The 21,691-nt window shown below is 51.8% G+C and carries 17 protein-coding genes; 7 read left to right on the top strand and 10 right to left on the bottom strand.

Annotated elements, in window-relative coordinates; translation table 11 throughout:
- Window positions 1–3 precede the first annotated feature (3 nt).
- Window positions 4–3,192 carry an efflux RND transporter permease subunit gene (locus tag H8K38_RS01165; RefSeq protein WP_186882954.1) on the top strand — a complete coding sequence of 1,063 codons (3,189 nt, stop codon included), beginning with the start codon at window positions 4–6 and terminating at the stop codon, window positions 3,190–3,192.
- Window positions 3,193–3,402: 210 nt separating this feature from the next.
- Window positions 3,403–4,959 (top strand): oligopeptide:H+ symporter, encoded by a 1,557-nt coding sequence (locus H8K38_RS01170; protein WP_186882955.1) that lies wholly within the window; start codon window positions 3,403–3,405, stop codon window positions 4,957–4,959.
- Between the two features lie 105 nt (window positions 4,960–5,064).
- Here the strand turns inward: H8K38_RS01170 and H8K38_RS01175 are convergent, their stop codons facing one another.
- Window positions 5,065–6,738, bottom strand: coding sequence for an alkaline phosphatase family protein (locus H8K38_RS01175; RefSeq protein WP_255422773.1), 1,674 nt, complete (start codon window positions 6,736–6,738; stop codon window positions 5,065–5,067).
- A gap of 359 nt (window positions 6,739–7,097) precedes the next feature.
- On the opposite strand from H8K38_RS01175, the gene H8K38_RS01180 reads away from it, so the two are divergent.
- Window positions 7,098–7,475, top strand: a complete 378-nt coding sequence (locus H8K38_RS01180) for a TraR/DksA family transcriptional regulator (RefSeq protein WP_186882956.1) — start codon at window positions 7,098–7,100, stop codon at window positions 7,473–7,475.
- Window positions 7,476–7,593: 118 nt separating this feature from the next.
- Here the strand turns inward: H8K38_RS01180 and H8K38_RS01185 are convergent, their stop codons facing one another.
- The 5 genes from H8K38_RS01185 to H8K38_RS01205 all read right to left on the bottom strand — a co-directional run bounded on the left by H8K38_RS01185 (window position 7,594) and on the right by H8K38_RS01205 (window position 14,670).
- A complete protein-coding gene (locus tag H8K38_RS01185; RefSeq protein WP_186882957.1) occupies window positions 7,594–8,757 on the bottom strand; it encodes a DUF3667 domain-containing protein in 1,164 nt (387 codons plus the stop codon).
- A gap of 188 nt (window positions 8,758–8,945) precedes the next feature.
- On the bottom strand, window positions 8,946–11,774 hold the full coding sequence (locus H8K38_RS01190; protein WP_186882958.1) for an ATP-binding protein: 2,829 nt from the start codon (window positions 11,772–11,774) through the stop codon (window positions 8,946–8,948).
- A gap of 5 nt (window positions 11,775–11,779) precedes the next feature.
- Entirely contained in the window at window positions 11,780–12,553 is a 774-nt protein-coding gene (locus H8K38_RS01195) for a hypothetical protein (protein WP_255422774.1), read from the bottom strand.
- Entirely contained in the window at window positions 12,550–13,941 is a 1,392-nt protein-coding gene (locus tag H8K38_RS01200; RefSeq protein ID WP_255422775.1) for a hypothetical protein, read from the bottom strand. The genes H8K38_RS01195 and H8K38_RS01200 overlap by 4 nt, the downstream gene beginning before the upstream one ends.
- Window positions 13,942–14,328: 387 nt before the next feature.
- Entirely contained in the window at window positions 14,329–14,670 is a 342-nt protein-coding gene (locus H8K38_RS01205; RefSeq protein ID WP_186882959.1) for a hypothetical protein, read from the bottom strand.
- A 361-nt stretch (window positions 14,671–15,031) separates the two neighbouring features.
- On the opposite strand from H8K38_RS01205, the gene msrA reads away from it, so the two are divergent.
- The 3 genes from msrA to H8K38_RS01220 all read left to right on the top strand — a co-directional run bounded on the left by msrA (window position 15,032) and on the right by H8K38_RS01220 (window position 17,421).
- Window positions 15,032–15,571, top strand: coding sequence for a peptide-methionine (S)-S-oxide reductase MsrA (gene msrA, locus H8K38_RS01210; RefSeq protein WP_186882960.1), 540 nt, complete (start codon window positions 15,032–15,034; stop codon window positions 15,569–15,571).
- Window positions 15,572–15,779: 208 nt separating this feature from the next.
- Window positions 15,780–16,352: a lysozyme gene (locus H8K38_RS01215; protein ID WP_186882961.1), complete on the top strand. Its 573-nt coding sequence runs from the start codon at window positions 15,780–15,782 to the stop codon at window positions 16,350–16,352.
- Window positions 16,353–16,362: 10 nt separating this feature from the next.
- The gene (locus H8K38_RS01220; protein WP_186882962.1) at window positions 16,363–17,421 is read left to right on the top strand and encodes a hypothetical protein; all 1,059 of its coding nucleotides are present in this window, start codon (window positions 16,363–16,365) and stop codon (window positions 17,419–17,421) included.
- Window positions 17,422–17,460: 39 nt separating this feature from the next.
- On the opposite strand, the gene H8K38_RS01225 is transcribed toward H8K38_RS01220, so the two are convergent.
- The 4 genes from H8K38_RS01225 to H8K38_RS01240 form a co-directional block, all read right to left on the bottom strand.
- A complete protein-coding gene (locus H8K38_RS01225; protein WP_186882963.1) occupies window positions 17,461–17,940 on the bottom strand; it encodes a hypothetical protein in 480 nt (159 codons plus the stop codon).
- A 60-nt stretch (window positions 17,941–18,000) separates the two neighbouring features.
- The gene (locus tag H8K38_RS01230) at window positions 18,001–19,152 is read right to left on the bottom strand and encodes a glycosyltransferase (protein WP_186882964.1); all 1,152 of its coding nucleotides are present in this window, start codon (window positions 19,150–19,152) and stop codon (window positions 18,001–18,003) included.
- A gap of 193 nt (window positions 19,153–19,345) precedes the next feature.
- On the bottom strand, window positions 19,346–19,981 hold the full coding sequence (gene pdxH / locus H8K38_RS01235; protein ID WP_186882965.1) for a pyridoxamine 5'-phosphate oxidase: 636 nt from the start codon (window positions 19,979–19,981) through the stop codon (window positions 19,346–19,348).
- Window positions 19,982–20,057: 76 nt separating this feature from the next.
- The gene (locus H8K38_RS01240) at window positions 20,058–20,591 is read right to left on the bottom strand and encodes a hemerythrin domain-containing protein (RefSeq protein WP_186882966.1); all 534 of its coding nucleotides are present in this window, start codon (window positions 20,589–20,591) and stop codon (window positions 20,058–20,060) included.
- A 115-nt stretch (window positions 20,592–20,706) separates the two neighbouring features.
- Here H8K38_RS01240 and tcdA point away from each other — a divergent pair, with 115 nt between their 5' ends.
- Window positions 20,707–21,522 (top strand): tRNA cyclic N6-threonylcarbamoyladenosine(37) synthase TcdA, encoded by an 816-nt coding sequence (tcdA, locus tag H8K38_RS01245; RefSeq protein WP_186882967.1) that lies wholly within the window; start codon window positions 20,707–20,709, stop codon window positions 21,520–21,522.
- The last annotated feature ends 169 nt before the right edge of the window (window positions 21,523–21,691 follow it).

Raw genomic sequence — 21,691 nt, forward strand, 5'->3', positions numbered from 1 at the left:
ACCATGTTTTTATCCGACTTCAGTATCAAACGCCCGATAGCGATGATCGTGATCATCATCGCATTGATGGCGTTGGGCTTACTTGCCCTGAAAAAACTCAAGGTTAATCAGATTCCGGATGTCGATCAGCCCTTGCTGGTGGTCAGCGTGCCGTATCCCGGTGCCTCACCGGAAACCGTGGAACGGGAAGTGATTAACCGCATAGAAAAATCTTTGCAGAGTATCACCGGTGTCGATAAATTGACCTCAACTGCTTATGAAGGCAGCGCGAGTATCGTCATCTTCTTCAACTTTAATAAGAACATGGTGGAAGCCTCGGATGAGGTGAGAAATGCGATTGCTGGTGTGCGCTACAAGCTGCCGGTGGAAATGCGCGAACCGGTGCTGCAAAGGATAGACCCGTCGGCGCAACCCATCATGCAGATTGCTTTGTCTTCCAGCACACTGACGCACGCTGAGATTTCACGCAAGGCCGAAGATGAATTTTCGGAAAAATTCCGGGGCATTGATGGCGTTGCGACGGTCACTGTCAATGGTTCGCTGAAACGTGAGCTGAGTGTCTTGCTGCATTCGCAGAAACTGCGTGAATACAATGTGTCGGTGGCGGAAGTCGTGAACGCCTTAAAAAGCCAGAACACCACAGCACCGGTGGGTAAAGTCAAAGGTGAACTCAACGAACAAAGCATACGTCTGATCGGCAGGATAGAGTCGCCGGAGGATTTCAAGGCGATCGTCATCAAGCGCCGTGGTAATGAAATCATCCGTCTGGCACAGGTTGCTGATATCGCCGATGGCTTTGCTGAGATCAGCGGTTTCAGCGTCCGCAACGGCAATCCTAACGTCGGTATTTCTGTGACCCGTTCACGCGATGCGAGTACGGTGTCGGTGGCAAAACGCATTCGCAGCATGGTCGATGAGATCAACAAAACACTGCCTGCCGGTACCAAAATGGAAGTCACGCAGGATGGCGGTAAGGATGCTGAAAGCAGTCTGAATAACGTCATCGAATCGCTGATTTTCGGCGCGGTGCTGACGATTTTCGTGGTGTATGTTTTCCTTAATTCCTGGCGTTCAACTCTGATTACAGCGCTGAGTCTGCCGACCTCGGTTGTGGCCGCATTTATTGCGATCTGGTTATCCGGCTTTACCCTCAACTTTATGACCTTGCTGGGATTATCGCTGGCGATCGGTGTGTTGATTGATGATGCGATTGTGGTGCGCGAAAACATCGTCCGGCACATGGAAATGGGTGTGGACAGACGTACCGCCGCAAGTAACGGGACGAAAGAAATCGGGCTGGCCGTGGCGGCAACGACGTTTTCTATCATTGCTGTTTTCATTCCTGTCGCGTTTATGCCGGGCGTTTCCGGCGAGTGGTTCCGGCCGTTTGCGCTGACCGTCGCGTCTTCGGTGCTGGTCAGTCTGTTTATTTCCTTTACGCTCGATCCTATGTTGTCGGCTTACTGGGGTGATCCGCCGGGGCATCATGAATTGCCGAAAAAAGGCATTAGTCTGGTTCTGGCAAGGTTCAATCAATGGTTCGATCATCAGTCAGACCGTTACGGTAATGTGATTGCATGGGCGCTGCATCACCGCGTCTGGATGGCGGTGATTGCCGGTGTCTCATTTGTCGTGGCGATCGTCTTACATGCGACACTGGGCGGCTCCAGCTTTTTGCCAGCAGCCGATAACGGCATGCTGATCGTCAACGTGCGCACTCCTTCGAGTTCGAGTTTGGAATACTCTCGTCTGAAAGTTGAAAAATCAGCAGAGCTTGCGCGTACTATCAAAGAAACCAAGGCAACCAACAGCACGGTCAATCTGAGCGGTGGCCGCGTCTATGTTGATATTGGCAAAAGCACAGAACGTAAACGCTCGGCGGCGGAGATTGCCGTTGAATTGCGCAAGCTGGTCGGCAACATCATCGGCGCCGAATATGTGGTGCAGGATGACCTGAATAATGGCGGCGGTAAGCCGGTGCAGATACAGTTCTCCGGCCCGGATGCCCGCAAGCTGTTGTCGATTGCAAATGAATTCATGGATAAACTCAGAAAAGTCGATGGCGCAGTCGATGTCGGCTTATCTGAACAAGATCCTAAAGATGAATTGCAGATAGAAATGGATCGCGGACTGGCGAATACCCTCGGCATTTCTGTGAATGACGCCGCGCAAGCATTGCGGGTCGCGTTTGCCGGTGTGGAAGTTGGCGACTGGGTTGATCCTACCGGCGAAACGCGCGATGTATCTGTGCGTTTGCAACCGGGTGACCGTGTCAATCTGGAAAACATCGAACGTTTGCCTATCTCCGTGACTGGCAGCGATAAGATGGTGCCGTTGGAACAGATTGCGAAAATCACGATGGGCAAAGGGCCATCGCAGATTCAGCATTACGATGGCAAACGCATGATCGCGGTGTCAGCCAACGTGCAGGGACGTTCTGCCGGTGAAGTGACTTCCGATGCGTTGAAAATCGCCAAAGCGATGAGTTTTCCTACTGGTTATGCACTCGAACTCGGTGGTGCCGCCCGCTCGCAGAAAGAATTGTTCAGCGAGATGGGAATTGCATTGGTGATGGGCATAGGCCTGATGTATCTGATTCTGGTCATGCAGTTCGGCTCGTTTACTGCTCCGATTGCGGTGATGCTGTCTTTGCCCTTGAGTCTGATCGGCGTGGTGGTGGCGCTGTTGCTGACCAAAGGCACACTCAATCTGATGAGCTTTATCGGCATCATCATGCTGATGGGGCTGGTGGCGAAGAATGCGATTTTGCTGCTGGACTGTGCGCGTGAACGTGAGCGTGAAGGTTTTGAGCGCGAAGAAGCGCTGATGTATGCCGGGCGCAAACGTCTGCGGCCGATTCTGATGACGACATTTGCATTGATTGCAGGTATGTTGCCAGTCGCAATCGGCTTGGGTGAAGGCGGCGAGTTTTATCGTCCTTTAGCGATTGCAATCATCGGCGGCACAATCACCTCGACTTTGCTGACCTTGCTGGTGGTGCCGACTTTCTATGACAGTATAGAAATCAACAGCGACCGCATGGTGGCGAAATTTCACCGTCGCGATGAACGCTGGAATACGGCAGTGGCATTTGTGCTGACCTTGCTGGAGGCAATATTCACCGTGACGTTTATCCGCTTTATTTTCCGCCTGCCATTCCGTATCTGGCGCAAAATAAAAGGCAGAAAATAAAACGAAAAATCAATCCGCTGTCGTCAGCAAGCCAAGGCTTTACCTGCTTGCTGACGCTTCTGAAGCTTGACGTGATACCGGCAAATCAGGATACTTCGCCCACCATTTGGGGCGAAAAATACAGCAGGATAAAATGTTTTTTACAGACGGCCTTTACCAAGGGCCGTTTTCTTATTGTTCAACACAACAACAATGAAACTGGAGAGGTCGATGACGCAAAACACCGGGCACGCTGAACAAGCGAAAATGCCGCCACAAATTCCCTACATTATCGCGAATGAAGGCTGTGAACGTTTCAGCTTTTATGGCATGCGCAACATCCTGACCTCATTTCTGATTACCAGCCTGTTATTGTCGATGCCTGAAAACATGCGTGCAGGCATGGCAAAGGAAGTTTTTCATACTTTCGTGATCGGCGTTTATTTTTTCCCTTTGCTGGGTGGCTGGCTCGCCGACCGTTACTTCGGTAAATACAATACCGTGTTCTGGCTCAGCCTGGTGTATTGCGCCGGACATGCGTGTCTGGCGATATTCGAGGATAACCGCAATGGCTTTTATACCGGCCTGTTTCTGATCGCGCTGGGCTCCGGCGGGATTAAGCCACTGGTGACCTCGTTTGTCGGCGATCAGTTTGACCAGACCAATCGCAAGCTGGCGCAAAAAGTATTCGATGGCTTTTACTGGATCATCAATTTCGGATCCTTCTTCGCTTCCCTGTTGATGCCGCTGTTCCTCAAGCAACTGGGTGCCAGCGTCGCCTTTGGTATTCCCGGAGCGCTGATGTTCATCGCGACCATGATTTTCTGGTCTGGTCGCAAGAAATATGTGCATGTGCCGCCGGTCTCGAAAGACCCGCATTCTTTCCTGAATGTCGTGCGTACTGCGCTGATGACCAAAGTTGCCGGCCAATCGAATAGCGGCACGCTGATGGCATGGCTGGGCGCGGCGCTGGCCGTTGGCTCGCTATTCCTGATTCCAGCCATTGGTATCGTTGCTGCTTTGTGTCTGGTGCTGGTGTTAATGCTGGGATTCGGTGGCATGGGCGCATGGATGCAATTGGATCGCGCGCGTGGTGCCCATCCTGATGAGGCAGTCGATGGCGTGCGTTCTGTATTGCGCATTCTGGTGGTGTTTGCGCTGGTGACGCCTTTCTGGTCTTTGTTTGATCAGAAGGCGTCAACCTGGGTATTGCAGGCCGATCTGATGACGAAACCATCGTGGTTCCAGTCCTCACAGATGCAGGCATTAAACCCTATGCTGGTGATGCTGCTGATTCCATTCAATAACCTGATTCTGTACCCTATGCTCAAGCGCATGGGCGTTGAGCTGACTGCCCTGCGCCGTATGGGGCTGGGTATCGCATTTTCCGGCTTGGCATGGATCGTCGTCGGCTTTATGCAATTGGCGATTGATGGCGGCAATTCGATTGATATCACCTGGCAAATCTTGCCGTATGCTTTGCTGACTTTTGGCGAAGTGCTGGTCTCGGCGACCGGTCTGGAATTCGCTTACAGTCAGGCACCGCTGGCGATGAAAGGCGTGATCATGAGTTTCTGGAATCTGTCGGTGACGATAGGTAACTTATGGGTCTTGCTGGCCAATTCCAGCGTGAAAAGCACGGCAGTGACGGAGCAGATCAAAACGACAGGCATCAGTGTGGCGGCGTTCCAGATGTTCTTCTTCGCCGGTTTTGCCTTACTCGCAGCCTTGTTGTTTGCGCTGTATGCGAAGAACTACAAAATGCTGAATAACTATCGCAAAGCCTGAAGCAACAAGTCAGGCCACGGAAATAAAAAAAGCCGCATGATTTTTCATGCGGCTTTTTTCGTTTTCAATTACAGGTATCGAATATCAGGAATCAACAATTCGCTATCAGTGCAGGGCTTCTGTCAGTACCCGGCCTTCGGCGGCGGATGGCGGACGCACGCGCAACAGATGCGCGAGTGTCGGTGCAATATCCATCACCTCTGCATATTGACCGTAAGCGCCTGCTTTAATCCACGGTTTGCCCATGATCATTAACGGCACATTCGTGTCATACGAGTAAGGTGAACCATGCGAAGTACCTTGCTTACCGCTGCTGAAATACCAGAAAGGCTTGATGACCACCATGATGTCGCCGGATACCTGACGATTCCAGGCGCGTTGCATCAAGGTGCCGATACGGGTGGCTGGCAGATTGCCATTTTCCAGTTGCGTGCGGGTGAAGGCATTGGCGACGCCGGGGTAATTCAACAAGAAACGTGCGGCGGTGTTTTCTACTTCTTCCCGTTTCAGATTCTTTTGCTCTATCAGTGTGTAATCCAGAATCACATTTGGCGGTGACCATTTTCTGACCAGGTTTTCCTGCCCGAATTTTTCCGCCAGATGTTTACTCAATGCGGCCGACATTTGCTTACCATCGAGGCGCTGTGCATCGCGTTTGATCGATTGTGAGAATTCCGGCACATTCGGGAAGCCATGATCAGCAGTCAGTACGACCATGGTGTTATCAAGGCCAACACGTTTATCCAGATAACTGAAAAAATTCGCCAGCAGACGATCGAGTCTTTGCAAATGATCGTGCGACATCCGGCTTTCAGGGCCGAAACTATGATTCACATAATCATGGCTGGATAAGCTGACGCCCAGCACATCCGGCACACCGGCAGGATTGCGGCCCAGATTTTCGCCTTCCACCGCAGCACGTGCAAAGTCCAGTGTCATTTCATCGAGATAAGGACCGGTGTACAGCTTGCCGTAATATTCCGCATCCGGTTTGCCGGATTTGCTTTCATATTTAAACGGGAAGCGGTTTTTTTCGTCAGCGATCAGATCGTCACTGGCATCACCGGCATACGACGCATCTGCAAGTAAGGGACGCCATTCTTTGCCATAGAATCTATCCTGTGGCTTGCTGGCATGGTATTGCTGTACCCACTGCGGGTGGCTTTGCATGTAGTAGGTGCTGCTGGCGAAATTGCCCGATTTGCCCATATACATATACGCCGTACCCGCTTTGCCTGCGAGCAGAATCGCGCCGCGATCCTTGCCGGATACCGTGATCACTTTCGCGCGGTTACCGGTTGCGTAACGCAATTCGTCGCCCACCGTGCTGGCGCGTAAATTAGCAGGTGAAGTTCCCGCACCGGGTTTGGTTTCATCGCCGATATAACTGTGCGCATTGTCTTGCGTGCAGTACATGGATTCCAGTGTTTTCGTATCTGTCCAGTCATTCGAGATAATGCCGTGCTGGTAAGGATACGCGCCCGTCAGTACGGCGGCGTGACCGACCGCGGTGACTGTCACGCCATGTGCCTGATGCGCGTTGCTGAACCAGGCTCCCTGATCCAGCAGTCGGCGGAACCCGCCCTGACCGAACTGATCACGATAACGCGTGACTTGCTCTTGCGGCAAACCATCGACCACCAGCACCACGACCAGTTTTGGTTGTGCAGGCTTGTCTGCCGCAATCGCCGGAAATGCTGCCAGGCTGCTGGTGGCAACGAGACAAGTAAGTAAAAACAGCCTGCGCACAGGGCGCATACAAAGCAGGGAGGGCTTCATCGGTTTCATGTTCTGATGTTCAATGGAGGTTAACAAAACAGCCAGCCACAGGAGGCCGACTGGATGCGAGAGGAATAACAGCGTACAACAGAATTATTTCACGCCGATGATGCTTGTGGGGAGCTATTTGTGCTTTGATATGCATGAGGCCGGACATCTGCTGTTACCTAAAGCCCTGCATTGCTATCGCACGTAGACGTGTGATAACGTAGATCAGAATATTCACCATACAGGTCAGATTTTTACATTCTTGTTTTAAGAAGAGATTGGCGGCATCCGGATTGTGTTTTATCAAGACGGTTTTACTTTGATCAGAGTAATCTGGACACTTGGCAGGTCATCGATTTAAGGGAGAAAACATGAGTCTCAACAGTGCACAACAAAACAGCTTAAAAGAGAAACTGGATGGCTTGAAGCAAAGCATACAAGAGGAATTGCGACAACATAATCCTGAAAGCTTGCAGATACTATCGGGCGAGGGCGACCGCCTCACGAATGATGCGCTCAATGCCGATGAGATGGCGCAATACCTGCATCATCATGCGGAGTGGCAGGCTTTGCAGCGGGCACAGGCCAGACTCAATGAAAACGTCGCCGATATTTGCAGCGAATGTGGCAGTACCATTCCTTTTGCGCGTTTAGAGGCAGAGCCGACAGCCGAACGTTGTATCGATTGTCAGAGCAAACTCGAGGCTAACGACCATCGTCTGCATTTGCATCCGCATTCCAGCATGTAAATTACCAGGCTGCCGTAAAAAAAGCCCCGCAATATATTTAAGCGGGGCTTTTTTCTTTTAAGAAAATACTGATACCGAAATATCCTATCCGTAAGTTAAGAAGTCAGAAGATAGATATTTAAACACTGACTGACAGCACAACAATCGCATAAAAAGACAGCGTGCATGTTGCAATAAAAAGTAATGCAAAGGTGCGCCAGAGTGCGCCTTTGACAGTCAGCTGATACGCTTGTTTTAGCTGTGTGTACATATGCACCGGCGGCACAAATGCGAACAGCATTGCCGCAATTCCGCTGAAACCGAACCTGTTTAACAGCGCGGTGCACATCAGCAGTAAGCTCATGAAACATAATGAGTACAGCGAAAAAACAGCATGGTCAAACATGACGTACTGACGTCGGAACATAAACAGCAACCACAAAAATGGCAGTGACATCGGCATCAGCAGAAAAGCAAATTTTGAGGCATTACTTTTCATTTTGTAGAGAATCAGCTCAGGATTTTTAACGGCCGTCCTGATTTTCTGTTCCAACCTTGGCAGGGCCGAAGACATTTTTTTGTTGTCAAACTGCTGGTCGACTTTTTTGATCAGTGTGCTGGCATCGACAACCTCATTATCAGTTGCCGCGTTCCCTGTCTCCATAGTGATAGCTGCGGGCTGGTCAGGCGCTGTCGGGTCTTTTTTCTGACTTTGCTCTTTGTCAGTTTTTTGCGGCGTGTTTGCGCCTTCGTTCAGTTCCTTGCGCAACTGTTTTAGTTCTTTATCTATTTCTGATTGAACAGTGTTGTCATCGGCCTGCGGTATTTTTTCTTTATTGCCGTCAGTGGTGCTGTTGTTGATGCTGACCTTGCTTTTCGTTGCAGACGATAACTTTTCTTCCTGATGACTCGCCGTCATTGAAAAGACGAAAAACATCAGGAAAATCAGAAACAGAAATAGCGCCAGCGGTGACACGTAGCGTGTCCGCTGTCCCTGAATATAATTGCGGGTTAATTGTCCGGGTTTAAAAATCAGTGCCGGGATAGTGCGCCAGGCTTTGGTTTCAAAGTGCAACAATCCGTGTAAAAGCTCTTCTGCCATATGCAGCAGAGAGCGATGAATGTGCGCTGACTGCCCACAGGCATGACAATAGGCACCGGTCAAAGGCGTGCCGCAATTGGCGCAGTTGCCGGCAGGCGCATGTACTTTGGCAGCATGGGAACCGCCCGCAGCCTTTTCTGCTTCATTGACGATCAACGCCTCGCTCACGACATCCGTGGCGACATCCATTTCCATGCTCATGCAGCATCTCTCCTTCATACACTGTGACGATGGGGGTGATGTTTCCCCTTCAGCCGGCAGACAATGCCAGATATTTCAAAAAAAGCATTGTACGGTTTTTCTGAGAGATACCCCAGTGCAACTGCGGGCTGCACTGGATATTTTTTCAGACTGTCGGCTATTGATCACGAAACTGTGTATGCAAGAGGTCAGGAACGGTTTTCCTTGCTTTTTTCCACCTTCCGTTGCAAGACGAAAATCGGCTGCGCCCATTCGGTATCTTTTTTCTTTTTGCTGGTGATCAGCGTCAGTTCTGACGGGTCGTAGACGTCGGTGTTATGCGTCAATGGTGTCGTCATCAGATATTGTGCATCGGTATTTTTCAGGAACTCGCCAACCAGTTGAATATTGCGGATATCCAGATGGGCAAACGGTTCATCGATGAAAACGAAGCCGCCGGAACCATCTTCGGATTTCAGCAGGCCGATCAGCAGAATCAGTGATTTCATTACCTGCTGCCCACCGGAAGCTTCACCGTCGTTCATGCCGATAGGGCCTTTACCATCGAATTTGAATCGCACATGCAAACCGGCCTGCGCCAGTTGAATATCATCGTTCTCCAGTTTGACCGGATCGGTATGCACTTCAATGCCAGCCAGTTCACCGAGTTGCCGGATATTTTTACTATAAGCCTTGATGGTGTAACGCAGCCTGTCCATGTAGGCGGCGCGGGCATTGATAGTGGCTTCGATTGCGCGGTTATTCTGATAACGGCGTTCATCGGTTTCTGCCTGACGACCTTGCAGCAAGGCGTTCAGACGGGTGTACTGATCGACCACGGTGGCGTCAGTTTCCCAGTCATCGCGCGCCAGATTATTGCTCAGACTGCGGATGCGCAATTCGATCTGATGGACATTTTCATGTTCCGCCACCAGTTCACGCCGGTGCGAGGCACGCTTCCAATTCGGTGGCAGGGTATGCCAGGTATCGCGCATGCTGCGCAGGGTTTCGTATTGGGCGGCGCGCTCTTCGGCGTGACGCTTTTCTGATACACGCAGTTGCGCTTCGGCATCGGCGATCGCTGCCTTGGCCTGCTCCCATTTCAGATGGGCGACGGAACGCTGTTCTGTTGCTGCTTTCAGCAATGGGGCGATTTCACCTAAGCGGCTGCCGACTTCGATACGCTGTTGTTTCAGCGGTTGCGTATTGCGCTGTGCTTCTTCAAATTCAGCATGACGTGCACTGAGTTCTTTCGCTGCATCGACACCCGCCAGACGCGCTTTATACGCGCTGATTTCGCCGGCGAGTTTGCTGATGTTCATGGTCAGCACATCTTCCTGCGATTGCAGGCGCGGCAGCGATTTCAGCAAGGCTTCCAGACGCTGAGTGCGGCCGGCATTGCCGAAACGGTAGCGGGATACTTCGACAAACAGGGAGCGCCCGCCACGCCGTTCAAAATGATAAGCGTCGGGCGTAATCCATTCTTGCGAGCGCGGCAGTTTCATGCCTGCTTCAATCGAGCCGACGGTGGAGACGCGTTGTAATTGTTCGATCAGCCAGGCCGGTGCCTGCGCGGTGAAATTCACCACAGACAGCAGGCTCTGGTCTTTGACGACGGGCGCACTGATGCGTTCAGGCACGATGAAGTGGCTGTATTTCTGTTTTTCACCAATGCGGTAGGCCGCGGCGGCGTCGCTGGCTTTGTCCAGCAGTATCACTGAGGTATAGCCGCGCAGCATACCTTCCACTGCACCTTGCCATTGCGGGTCGGTGACTTCGACAATATCTGGCAGCATGCAATGCGCGATGCCCGCATCGTTCAGGGCGCGGCGCATGTGGCGCACGTTTTCCGGGTCGGGCAGGGCAGATTTACCTTGCAGTGCGGCGATGGTATCCATCTCGCTGGCGATGCGCTGGCTGAGGGCGTCGCGTTCCGCTTTCTGGCGCGAGAGTTCGGCTTCTTTTTTCTCTAAGTCGTCGGCGACATTGGCGACATCGGCATCGGCTTCGGCGGCCAGTTTTTGCAGGCGGCTTTTTTGTTCCAGCAGACTTTCCTGCGGTTTCAGCTTGGCATTGATTTGCTGCAGTTTTTCACGTAGCGCAGATTCTTCGGCTTCCAGCGCGGTTTCCACTTGCTTGGCTTCCGATACCTCATGCGCTTGCTGTGCCAGATGCTGACGGCGCCCGGATAAGGCTTCATCCTGCGTCTTCAGCAAGCGTTTGCTGTTGCGCAGTGACTGGCTGGTGGCTGCGGCTCTGGCGAGGTCTTCATGGTATTGCAGCGTTGGCAGAATTTCTTCCTGCAGATCACGTTTTTCTTTATGCAGACTTTCATACTGATGGTAATTCGCGACCTTCAGGCGCAAACCTTCCAGATTGGCTTTCGCGCCTTCGAGTTCAGTTTCAAAACGCTGCAATTCGACTTCGGTATCATGCTGATGGCGCTTCGCATCATCGTAAGCATCCAGCACTTCTTTGTCGCCAAAGACCTGAAACACCAGATCGAGCAACTGGCGTGGTGCGTATTCGCACAGCTTGTCGGTTTCGCCCTGTTCGAGCGCCAATACCTTGCCCATCGCATTCGATAACCCAGCATGAGATAAGCGTTTGCGGTAACTTTCCACACCCAGCCAGTCGTGTGCTTCGGTGACTTCTTCAATCTCAACTTTACCGCCGCGCATCAGATACTGACGCTTCCAGTCGCCGCCGTTTTTTTCTATTTTGCAGAACAGAGTGACTTCATCTTCATACAGCCCGGACATGCGGAAAGGGCGATTAGAAATCTGCGGCCCGACCGCACTGTTATCAACGACCGCACGTATCCATGCGGTTTGCTGGCCGGAATGGCGGGCATAGTGTTTGTAAGAGCGGCCCATAGAACATTCGAGGCCAAACAAAGTGCGCAAGGCATCGAGTAAGGTGGTTTTGCCGGAACCATTTTGTCCGGCAATCGTAATGATCTTGGCGTCGAGAGGAATATTTTTGATGCGCTGCCAGTAATCCCAGTGCACCAGTTCCAGCGATTTAATATGAAACATAAGTCTTATTCTTTTCCGGTGTTGAGGGGCGCGTCTGCCTGGGTATCGGCATCGCTGGTGTTATTTCTGGTGTCGTCGCTGATGTCATCACTTGTCGTCGTCTCCGCGGCATCCGGTTCATCGTTTGCTGGAGTCAGAATCGCAGGCGTGCGTACCGCAGGAATCTGGAAAATATCCGACAGTGCACCATTGATGATGCGGTCTTTCAGCGTGTCGGTATCCATCAGCAGATCCAGCAGCGGGCCTTCGAGAATCAGATCGCCTTTGCGTTCGATAAAGCCTACGCGCGCAAGCTGGCCTAGGTTCATATCCATACGCGTTTTTTTACCCAGCTTGTCGCCGAAATCGGCCAGCAGCGCACGGTATGAAATGCCGATCGAAGTATCTTCGGCGCGTGGCAAAGGTTTCTCTTTGCCGAACATATCGTTCTGATCTTCTTCGGCGAGCTGATGTGCTTCCTGGCGTTCGCGTTTCGGCAAAATAATCAGCGACCACAACACCACTAACAGCGCAACGCCATCGCGGGCGAGACCAAAATTATTGTTCTGCCAGGTTTCTTTGGTGCCGAATACTTTCGATTCGCTGTCGCGTGTCAATGCCAGCGTGACGTAATCGGCATACACGTTATCAACGAATTTCATGCCACAGGATTTGAGCCTCGCATCGAGTTCGGTACGAAAAATTTCATCGGATAAAGCGCGTTTGACCAGCTTGTCTTCACGGCGCAGGGTTTGATGCGCGAGCAGGCGCGCAATCAGGATTTGTGCATCTTCGGTCATGGTGTTTCTCTGTTTTTAGCTACGTCGTTGCCAACGTCAGTGCCGGCGTTTTTACCAGCATTGTCGGCACTGGAAATCGTGTGAATAGTGGCAGCAGGTGCAGCGCTGATGCTGGCGACGGAAAGTGCAGCGATATGAGCGTCCTGCACCTTTTGCATTTTGTCTTTGGACTGAAAAATCAGCGGCAAGCGCGCTAAATTCGCCGTCGCGCCTTGCAATGCGGATTCATTAACGTCGCCCAGCAAAGGCAGCATCGACGCCCGATACGAGGCAATCGCAAAACTGGCGGGCAGTAAAAGATCTTGCAGCGCGATCGGTTTTTCGCTCGGGTCTGATTTGCTCAGCAGCGCGAGCCAGTGGTCGAGTTCATGCAGCGCGTCGCTGTCGTCATTGGCGATGGAGACGGCATTTTCACCGGCAGGCAAGGCACCGGCGACGGCAGATACGCGATGGCTCAGCAATTCGCTTTCGGCCACGTCTATCATTTCAGATGGCGTGATAAACAGCGGCGTGACCGGGTTCGCCAGCGCATCGTCAGCGAGCGCGGCGAGGTCGTCTTTTTGCAGCAGCCAGGTTTTGATGTCGGTCGTTGATAAACCCGACTGACCAAGATGCACGCGTTGCCGTTCGATCTGGTTCAGCGCACGTGAAAACATGCCCTGCATATTCAGCAGCGCACTCTGGGCGCGGCCGATGGCCTGCGCTGCACGATGGGTGGCCGCATCGGCCCGCTCATCATGGGTAATGGCGTGTATGATTTGCGAGCCTTTTTCCACCCAGTCGCAGGCGGTGTGCCATTTCTGCTGCGCTGCGCGTAACTGGAATTCAGAGCCGGACGCAATCGCATCTGAAAATTCTTCGGTCAGCTCGATCAGACGACCCAGCAGATGATGCAGTTGTTCGACCGAGACACCGCCAACCGCTTGCGCACCGGCGACCTGCGTCAGCATGTAACTCATCTCAGCCTGATCGTTATTTTCTTCCACATGCAGCAGCGATTCTATGGCGGCCAGCACATTGCGCGCGGTTGGCGTGATGCGATACACCGACTGGCTCGCATCCCACACCAGCAGGCCGGTTGAACGCAGGCGCGACAGTACGGTTTCGAGCGCATCCGGTTCCAGATAACCGAGTTTGGCATTGATGTCGGCACGGCTCAGCGACGGTGTTTCGACATCCGCCGTCAGCTCGCGCAAGACCAGCAGACGCAACAAGACGCCGTTGAAGCCGCCATGAAACAGCGCCGTGAATGCCTGCAATACAGGCTGGGCGCGCTTTAAGGGGAAAACGGCGGAAACGTCGTCGGGAGAAATACCAGTTTTGAAATACGTCTGCAGAGCGAGGTCTTCCTCAGTCTGGACGTGAGCGTCGTCACTAAAATTTTGCATACGGCATTTTACCCGCTTGCAAGGGGCTTGAGTATTGTCTGAAAGCTATTTTGGAGCAGGGAAATGAGGCGATGATTGATGGTTTTCACGCTATCCGGTGCCGGTCGCAGAATCCGGAACTCGGCTGAAATGGCCGCAGAATCGATCCTGGAGCCAAAATAATACTGGGGGGAGTATATTTTGAAGCCCTTTGTTTATGTAGAGATCTATGCATTTTTGGCACATACTCCCCAATTTTTGTATTTTTATAGGAGAAATAGCAGCGCAATGAGGCGTTTTTCCTTGCGCTAAGCCCGCCGAACCCGTTTGCCGTTGGTGGCTGGCGCCAGTAGTGACTTGTTGTGACTTGCTGTGGCTTGTTGCGGCGAAGTCGCGGTTTGCCCTTGCTTATTCCAGCCTTTTTTTATCGTATTTGTGTTCGACGATGCGCTGATGCACAAATTCACGCTCATCCGGCGTGGCATGCAGCAGACGCGTAACGGCGGAGCGCGGCACCCGGTAATAGCGCCGACGGTTCTGGCGGGATTCAAGCGTGCGCCAGCCGCGTAAAGTCAGCCATTCCCATTGTTCATAATCGATAGGCAAAAACAGCTGCATCTTTAGTCTGTCGAGAGTGATGGTGCTGCCGAATGCCGGTTTCGCGCCGGGCGGCGGCAGCAGGCGCTGACGGCGTACATGGAATACGGTGCGTAGCTGATCTCTGAGTTTGCTGATGGCCTGATAAAGCATGGTGAGCACTCCTGCCAGAAAATATTGATCGCAAATTTTAAGCGCAAGAGGAACAAACAACGTGTAATGAATTGTAATTTTAATTACATAAGGCTGACGCAACATTGTTCCGCAGTAAGCGGCTCCGAAGCGCACACAAGATCGTCCACCCTCTGTGATCAAGACGCTGAGCGCCACTGCAACAGCGTCGGCTTTGCATACGGTATGTCCTAAGCTGCCTGGGGGCAAACCTGTAAAGCCGTTCATGCTTGTATATACTCACACAAGGCCGCAAATGTAGCGATGGTCAGAAATTCAGTAGTCTGCGAAAGAGAATGCTTTTGTTCTGCCCCTCTTTGTTTAACGTAACCAGGAATATGCTATGACGAATCCCAGCACAGAGATTGCCACCCTGGGTGGCGGATGTTTTTGGTGCACTGAAGCGGTGTTTCAACAAATTCGCGGGGTGCTGAAAGTCGAGTCCGGCTATACCGGCGGCAGTGTGCATCAGCCCAGCTATGAGCAGATCTGCACCGGTCAGACTGGTCATGCAGAAGTGGTGCGGTTGACGTTTGACTCGGCTCTCGTTTCTTATCGTGAATTGCTGGAAGTGTTTTTTACGATACACGATCCGACCACGCTGAATCGTCAGGGTAACGATGTCGGAACGCAGTATCGTTCCGCTATTTTTTATCATGGCGAACAACAGAAAAAAAGTGCGCATGAAGTGGTCGCGGCGATGGCCGCGGTATGGGATGCTCCGATCGTGACGGAAATCACGATGGCACCGATGTTTTATATCGCCGAAGACTACCACCAGAATTACTATCGCCAGCATCCTGAGCAAGGCTATTGCGCTTTCGTGGTTGCGCCTAAAGTGGCAAAAGCGCGTCAGGTTTTTGCTAAAAAATTAATTGATTAACATATTTATTTGATACTATTCTTCCAGAACCTGTTGCATAGGTTTTACGCAAAATTGTTCCCGGTTATCGTTCGTAGCCGTTTGCCGCTGCAGACCGAAGTGCTGTAAGACGCGGCAACACCACCGGGGCGGTTGACATCAGTCCTGCTATATAGATACGGATCGATATCAGGGCTCCGCACCGATGTATTCTGTTCTGGAGGCTGCAATGGCACTGCGCGATGTGAATCAGGCGACGGTAAACCTGGTCAAACAATACGAAGGGATACCGGATGGTAATCCCACAACAGACAATATTGATCCTTATCTGGATCCGGTTGGTATCTGGACTATAGGATGGGGCCATGCGATCACCTATCAGGGGCGCTTCCTGAAAGGGGCTGCAGATAAGGCGCAGGTGCAAAGCCTGTATCCCGGTGGCATTACGCTCGCTCAGGCCGAAGCCTTGTTGCATACGGATCTGATGAATGCAGGGCGCGATGTGTCGTCGGTAGTGCTGGTGTCCCTGAATGACAATGAATTCGGCGCGCTGACCAGCTTTACCTTCAATCTCGGCATCGGAAATTTGCGCAGTTCAACGCTGCTGAAGATGCTCAATGCGAATAATCGTGCCGGTGCTGCAGATCAGTTCGGGCGCTGGGTCATGGCGGATGGCAAACCCTTACCGGGACTGGTCAAACGTCGTGCCGCTGAACGGGATTTATTTCTGACGCCGGTGGTGTCGCAAGCCGACCCGCTTGTACCAACCGCACCACCCGCACCACCTGCGCAAGCAGCCTGAGGAGAAAACGATGAATACACTGTCTTTTCTGTTTTCTACGTTGCAACGATGTTTTGTTGCTGTCCTTTTTTTCTGTGGCCTGCCAGCCACCGCCGCTGACACTGTGCGTTCGACCGAGATTGTTGCCGTTGAACTCAATCATCGTTTCGTGATTTCCACTCCCGGTATTTGTGAGCAGTTGAGCAGCGATCAGTATGCCGAAGTGGAATTACGCATACAGGGGGAACTGACTCCGCTGAAACCGATGGATTGCAATCCGGCTGCGACCGGATATGGGTTGCAATTTTTTATGCCGCAGCTCGATGGCAGCGATCTCGGCGCCATGCGCGAGTTGCTGGTCGGCTCCCCATGGAAAGATGCAAAACACGGCTTTCGGCGTGATCTGCCTTACAGTCTGACCTTGAACACCGCTGTTGGCGGTGGTGTGCTGGTGAGCGGAATGTTGCGCCTGCAGGTATTGCGTCCTGCTTATCTGTTGCTGGGCTTCGGCTTTATTCTGGGTGTCGGCTTTGCATTGTTGCGCCTTGGGCGTGATTCGGGTTTATTGCGGGATGTCACCGATCTCGCCGTACGTAGTCGGAGTTTCAGCCTGTCGCGGGTGCAGATGGCATGGTGGTTTTTTATCGTCTTTGCTTCTTATATGTGGTTGTGGCTGGTCGGGGAGGGAATCCCGACCTTCTCTAGTCAGGCGCTGGGCTTGCTTGGTATCGGAAGTGCCACGTATTTTGCCGCCGCCAGTGTGGATGCGACCAAGCCACCGGTTAATAGCGAGAGTCAGGGATTCTGGAGCGATATTCTGAGTGATGCTCAGGGGTTGGCTTTGTACCGTTTTCAGATGCTGGTGTTCAATCTGTTGTTTGGCGTCCTGTTCATTTTGTATGTTGTACAGCATGTCAGTATGCCTGAATTTGACGGCAATATTCTGACCTTAATGGGCATGAGCGCCGGCACTTATGCGGGTTTTAAAATTCCCGAAAAAACGCAGAATACACCGGTTGCCGTGACGTCGACAGCATCGGTGGCGGACGTCAGCGAGGATCCTAAAAAAGCCTACAGCGCAGGTGACTGAGGCAGAAAGACGCTGTACCGCTGACGTAGTTTTTCTGCCTCAGCGGACTTTTTCTTTTTTGTAGGAATAGCAAAGCAACAGGATGGCGACTACTCCGCCTATCCAGTAATCTATGGGTGTTCCCCATAGCCAGTGGCGATGCCAGGGAACCAGCACGGGGTTAAAGCTGCTGATGCCATAGGCGGGATTCATCACGAACCACAGGCAATCTTCCGTGATCCAGAAAATGATAATACAGGCGGCTATGCGCGCTTGTATTTTCCAGCTCCATTGCGACATCCAGATGATGGGAAAATGGAAAAAGATGGCGATAAACGGAAATACCCAGGCGTGATAGCCGGTCATGGCGCGACCACCCCAGAACAAATCAAGCAACCAATGGTTTTTTATGCGCCAGGTTGGCAGACTACCGCCCCAGCCATTCGCACCTTCGATCTGAATTTCCACCTGCGCAAAAAATACAGCCAGCACAAAGACCCATAACAGGGTTAAAAATAAGTTTTTGAAAGATGAATTCATACGCTTGAAGTAAGTGTGAATGACGTGCTGGTCCGGGAGTTGTTGCTTGATTGCTCAGCGTTAGCTTGCTGTTTGCATTGTGTTTGCCTCTTGCCATCCGAATACTTGTGTTAAGACATCGGCTGCAGCATGTGGCTTACCTAAGGCGAGCGCTTTGCGGCGCATCTCATGTAATTTTTCGGGCTGGCTGAGTAGTACATTCAGACGGTAGGCAAGGCTGATATGGTCGTGGGCTTTCAGTGCGACACCTTGTTCGAGTAAGAAGTCGGCATTCCTTTCTTCCTGTCCGGGAATCGGTGATGTCACGATCATCGCCACGCCACTGGCAAGACATTCCGAGGTGGTAAGACCACCAGGTTTGGTAATGACCAGATCCGCACAAGCCATCAGACGTTCAACCTTGTTACTGAATCCGAGTGGCAGCAGCTTGCCAGGATAATGCTGTGCCAGCGCCTGCATTTTATGTAGCATCTGCGTGTTATTTCCTGCCAGTGTTATCAGTTGAAATGGCGTCTCTAAGCGCAATAAGTGCGCAGCCAGTTTGTCGAGATCGCCGACACCGGCACCGCCGCCCATCAGCAAAACCGTTGGTTTGTGCGGGTCCAGTCCATACTCCGCGGCACAGCTGCGGCGATCATGCCGTTGCGTGAAGCCAGGCATCACAGGAATGCCGGTGACATGTATTTTTTGCGCAGGAATGCCATTCTGGCGCATGCGTTCAGCGACTTCGGCATTAGCGGCGAAATAGCCTGCCATATTGTCATACACCCACATGCGGTGTAAGTCGAAATCGGTGACTTGTACCCACACCGGGCAGCTGAGTTCCGATTTTCGTATCAGGTGCGACAGCATTTCTGCCGGCAGGAAATGTGTGCAGATAATCGCATCAGGCTGAAATCCGGTCAGCATTTTTTTCAGCGGACGGGCATTCAGTCTTTCCACGCCACGGCGTAGTTTTTCGAGGAAGCCGTTGGCTTGCGCGCTATTACTTGCGTGATACAGATAGCCCCATAGCAGAGGAGCGCGGTTGACCAGTCGGATATAAAAATCGGTATAAATCTTGCGAAATCCGGCGGTAACAAAATCCATCACATCCAGATGGCGTATTTCCGCTTCTTCGTCGCCTGCCAAGGCACAGGCGAGCAGCGCTTCTGCGGCCCGTTTATGCCCGCTCCCCGCAGAAACGCTGAGCAACAAGATTTTTTTTCGCATGAATTTGAACTGATCGGAAACGATCATTCAGCATAACAGTGCAGTGTGATGACTTGATGACGTGATCTGACGCCGCAGTCCACGGGTTTTTGAATGCCGGCGCGAGATAAAGAAAATCCCCCGGCCAGGCAAATAGCAACGGGGGATTTGTACGCGCCATATAAGACGGCGCAGCAGAAAGCGAGAGAGCTGATTAAGGCTGCAAGCGACCTATACTCCATCTGCCATCTGCATTACGGGTGTAGACGATACGATCATGCAGACGCGAACTGCGGCCTTGCCAGAATTCGATTTTTTCCGGTACCAGACGGTAACCGCCCCAATGTTCTGGGCGCGGTGGCTGGTCGCCAAATGTACCGACAACGCTGGCTAACTGCTGTTCCAGCAGATCGCGATTGGCAATCGTCTGGCTCTGGGCTGATGCATTGGCGCTCTGGCGGCTACCTAATGGGCGACTATAAAAATACGCATCGTTTTCTTCGGAAGACACTTTTTCTATGCGACCTTCAATGCGAACCTGACGTTCCAGAGCAGACCAGAAAAATAACAAGGCCGCGTAGGGATTAGCTGTCAGATCCTTACCTTTCGCACTGTCGTAATTGGTGAACCAGCAAAAACCACGTTGATCAAATTCCTTGATCAGCACGATGCGCGACGTTGGACGTCCGTCATCATTGACAGTGGATAAGCTCATGGCGTTTGCTTCGGCAGCATCCGCTTTTAATGCCTGATCAAACCAGATGCCAAACTGTTCAATCGGATCAGCGGCGACGTCTGATTCGGTCAGGCTGGCTTGTTGATAATCCTTGCGGAGATGGGCGATAGACATACGATTCCTTTAAAAACAAAATGGGGTTGTCTGTAATTACGGCTGACGTTATGGCGGCACAGTCCGGGTTCTGGCGCTAGGCGCTGATGCCCCGGCGCGCCTGCATCGCCGCACCTAATTTCTGCATTTGTGCAGCACTGAATAAACGCTGCGCCATCGGTGCGATCTGGCCTTCTTCAATTTGCATATGTTTGGCATACAGTGCTGCAAAATCCTCAACCTCTGCAGCCGATAAATCAGTTCCTGTGCCATCTTCAATTGCCTGCAACTGAGCGCCCAGTACTTTCCACTGCGCTGCCATTTGCTGATGCTGCTGCAAGATGTCTGTCAGTAATACGGCCAACAGACTCGCATCCTCACCGGTGGCGGTCGCTTGCAACTCTGGCAGTAAATCAATTTCTTCATCTTCATGATGCAGAGGCGCTGCTTTATTGAAGTACCGCAAAACAGCTTTCGCCGCTTGCTGCGCATTTTCATCAATACCAACATCATTCAGATGCACTACCAGTTTATCCATCGTTGCAAGTTGCTTGCGGATACGGTCGTGGCAATGTTTAAGAACGGCGAGTGGCTGATCAAAGCCCGGCGCACTGTCAAATAAGTTGTTCATGCAGACTCCTTCTGGAGATGTTGATCATCATTATGCAATACCCATTGTAGACCTGCTTGCGACACATCAACCGTGGTCTTGTAAAATGGCGCCTGAATTTAAATTTCTTCTTATTATGCAACAAGATTCTGACATTGATTTTGATCGTCGTTTTGGCGGTATCGCACGACTATATGGCAGTAATGCCCTGACACGTTTTACGACCGCTCACGTCTGCGTGATCGGCGTCGGCGGTGTCGGTTCATGGGTTGTGGAAGCGCTTGCCCGCAGTGCTATCGGGCGTATCACGATGATCGATCTCGATAACGTTGCCGAATCCAATGTTAATCGCCAGATACAGGCGACCAGTGACACTCTGGGGAAAGCCAAAGTGACCGCCTTAGCGGAGCGGATAGCCTTAATCAATCCTTTTTGTCAGGTGACTGAGGTTGAAGATTTTGTGACGCCGGACAACCTTGATGCGATGCTGGGACAGCATGGTTTTGATTATGTGATTGATGCAATTGACAACGTTAAGGCAAAAACGGCCTTGATCGCTTATTGTCGTCAGCACGCGATTCCTTTGATCACGATAGGCGCAGCCGGCGGACAGACTGATCCCGGCAAGATAGAAATTCGTGATTTATCGCGTACCGAGCAGGAGCCCTTGCTGGCGCTGGTGCGCAAGCGCTTACGACAGAATCACGGTTTTCCACGTGGAACAAAAAGTAAATTCGGTATCGACGCGGTGTTTTCTATGGAAGCATTGACGATGCCGGAAACGGCCGAGGCGTGTGAGGTTGATGCCAGCAGTACTGACAGCGCTGGCAGCACCAATGGTATAAGCGGCCTGAACTGCGCTGGTTTCGGCTCTTCTGTAGTGGTGACGGCATCGTTCGGTTTAATGGCGGCAGCGCATGTTCTGCGTCAATTAGCGCAGCTTGAAAAATAAGTTAAAAGCCGCTTGAGCATGCATAAATCAAGTAAAATTAGTGCCTTAAGGAAATATTTTGACGAGAGTGGTGTGCGGCGATACATCACATCGTCTTAAACTCATCTGAATTTAATCTCATCAGAACGCAGGCAGATAAACACCTTTGCGTCTTTTGTTTTAAATTTTT

It is taken from the genome of Undibacterium sp. FT79W (assembly GCF_014284215.1).
GTDB lineage: Bacteria > Pseudomonadota > Gammaproteobacteria > Burkholderiales > Burkholderiaceae_D > Undibacterium > Undibacterium aquatile.

Bases quoted from the DNA above. Each gene is read 5' to 3' on its own strand.
- H8K38_RS01205 (WP_186882959.1), bottom strand. From the start codon at position 14,670: ATGCTTTATCAGGCCATCAGCAAACTCAGAGATCAGCTACGCACCGTA.
- H8K38_RS01220 (WP_186882962.1), top strand. From the start codon at position 16,363: ATGAATACACTGTCTTTTCTGTTTTCTACGTTGCAACGATGTTTTGTT.
- H8K38_RS01165 (WP_186882954.1), top strand. From the start codon at position 4: ATGTTTTTATCCGACTTCAGTATCAAACGCCCGATAGCGATGATCGTG.
- H8K38_RS01195 (WP_255422774.1), bottom strand. From the start codon at position 12,553: ATGACCGAAGATGCACAAATCCTGATTGCGCGCCTGCTCGCGCATCAA.
- H8K38_RS01225 (WP_186882963.1), bottom strand. From the start codon at position 17,940: ATGAATTCATCTTTCAAAAACTTATTTTTAACCCTGTTATGGGTCTTT.
- msrA (WP_186882960.1), top strand. From the start codon at position 15,032: ATGACGAATCCCAGCACAGAGATTGCCACCCTGGGTGGCGGATGTTTT.
- H8K38_RS01170 (WP_186882955.1), top strand. From the start codon at position 3,403: ATGACGCAAAACACCGGGCACGCTGAACAAGCGAAAATGCCGCCACAA.
- H8K38_RS01240 (WP_186882966.1), bottom strand. From the start codon at position 20,591: ATGAACAACTTATTTGACAGTGCGCCGGGCTTTGATCAGCCACTCGCC.
- H8K38_RS01175 (WP_255422773.1), bottom strand. From the start codon at position 6,738: ATGAAGCCCTCCCTGCTTTGTATGCGCCCTGTGCGCAGGCTGTTTTTA.
- H8K38_RS01190 (WP_186882958.1), bottom strand. From the start codon at position 11,774: ATGTTTCATATTAAATCGCTGGAACTGGTGCACTGGGATTACTGGCAG.
- H8K38_RS01230 (WP_186882964.1), bottom strand. From the start codon at position 19,152: ATGCGAAAAAAAATCTTGTTGCTCAGCGTTTCTGCGGGGAGCGGGCAT.
- H8K38_RS01215 (WP_186882961.1), top strand. From the start codon at position 15,780: ATGGCACTGCGCGATGTGAATCAGGCGACGGTAAACCTGGTCAAACAA.
- H8K38_RS01185 (WP_186882957.1), bottom strand. From the start codon at position 8,757: ATGAGCATGGAAATGGATGTCGCCACGGATGTCGTGAGCGAGGCGTTG.
- H8K38_RS01200 (WP_255422775.1), bottom strand. From the start codon at position 13,941: ATGCAAAATTTTAGTGACGACGCTCACGTCCAGACTGAGGAAGACCTC.
- pdxH (WP_186882965.1), bottom strand. From the start codon at position 19,981: ATGTCTATCGCCCATCTCCGCAAGGATTATCAACAAGCCAGCCTGACC.
- H8K38_RS01180 (WP_186882956.1), top strand. From the start codon at position 7,098: ATGAGTCTCAACAGTGCACAACAAAACAGCTTAAAAGAGAAACTGGAT.
- tcdA (WP_186882967.1), top strand. From the start codon at position 20,707: ATGCAACAAGATTCTGACATTGATTTTGATCGTCGTTTTGGCGGTATC.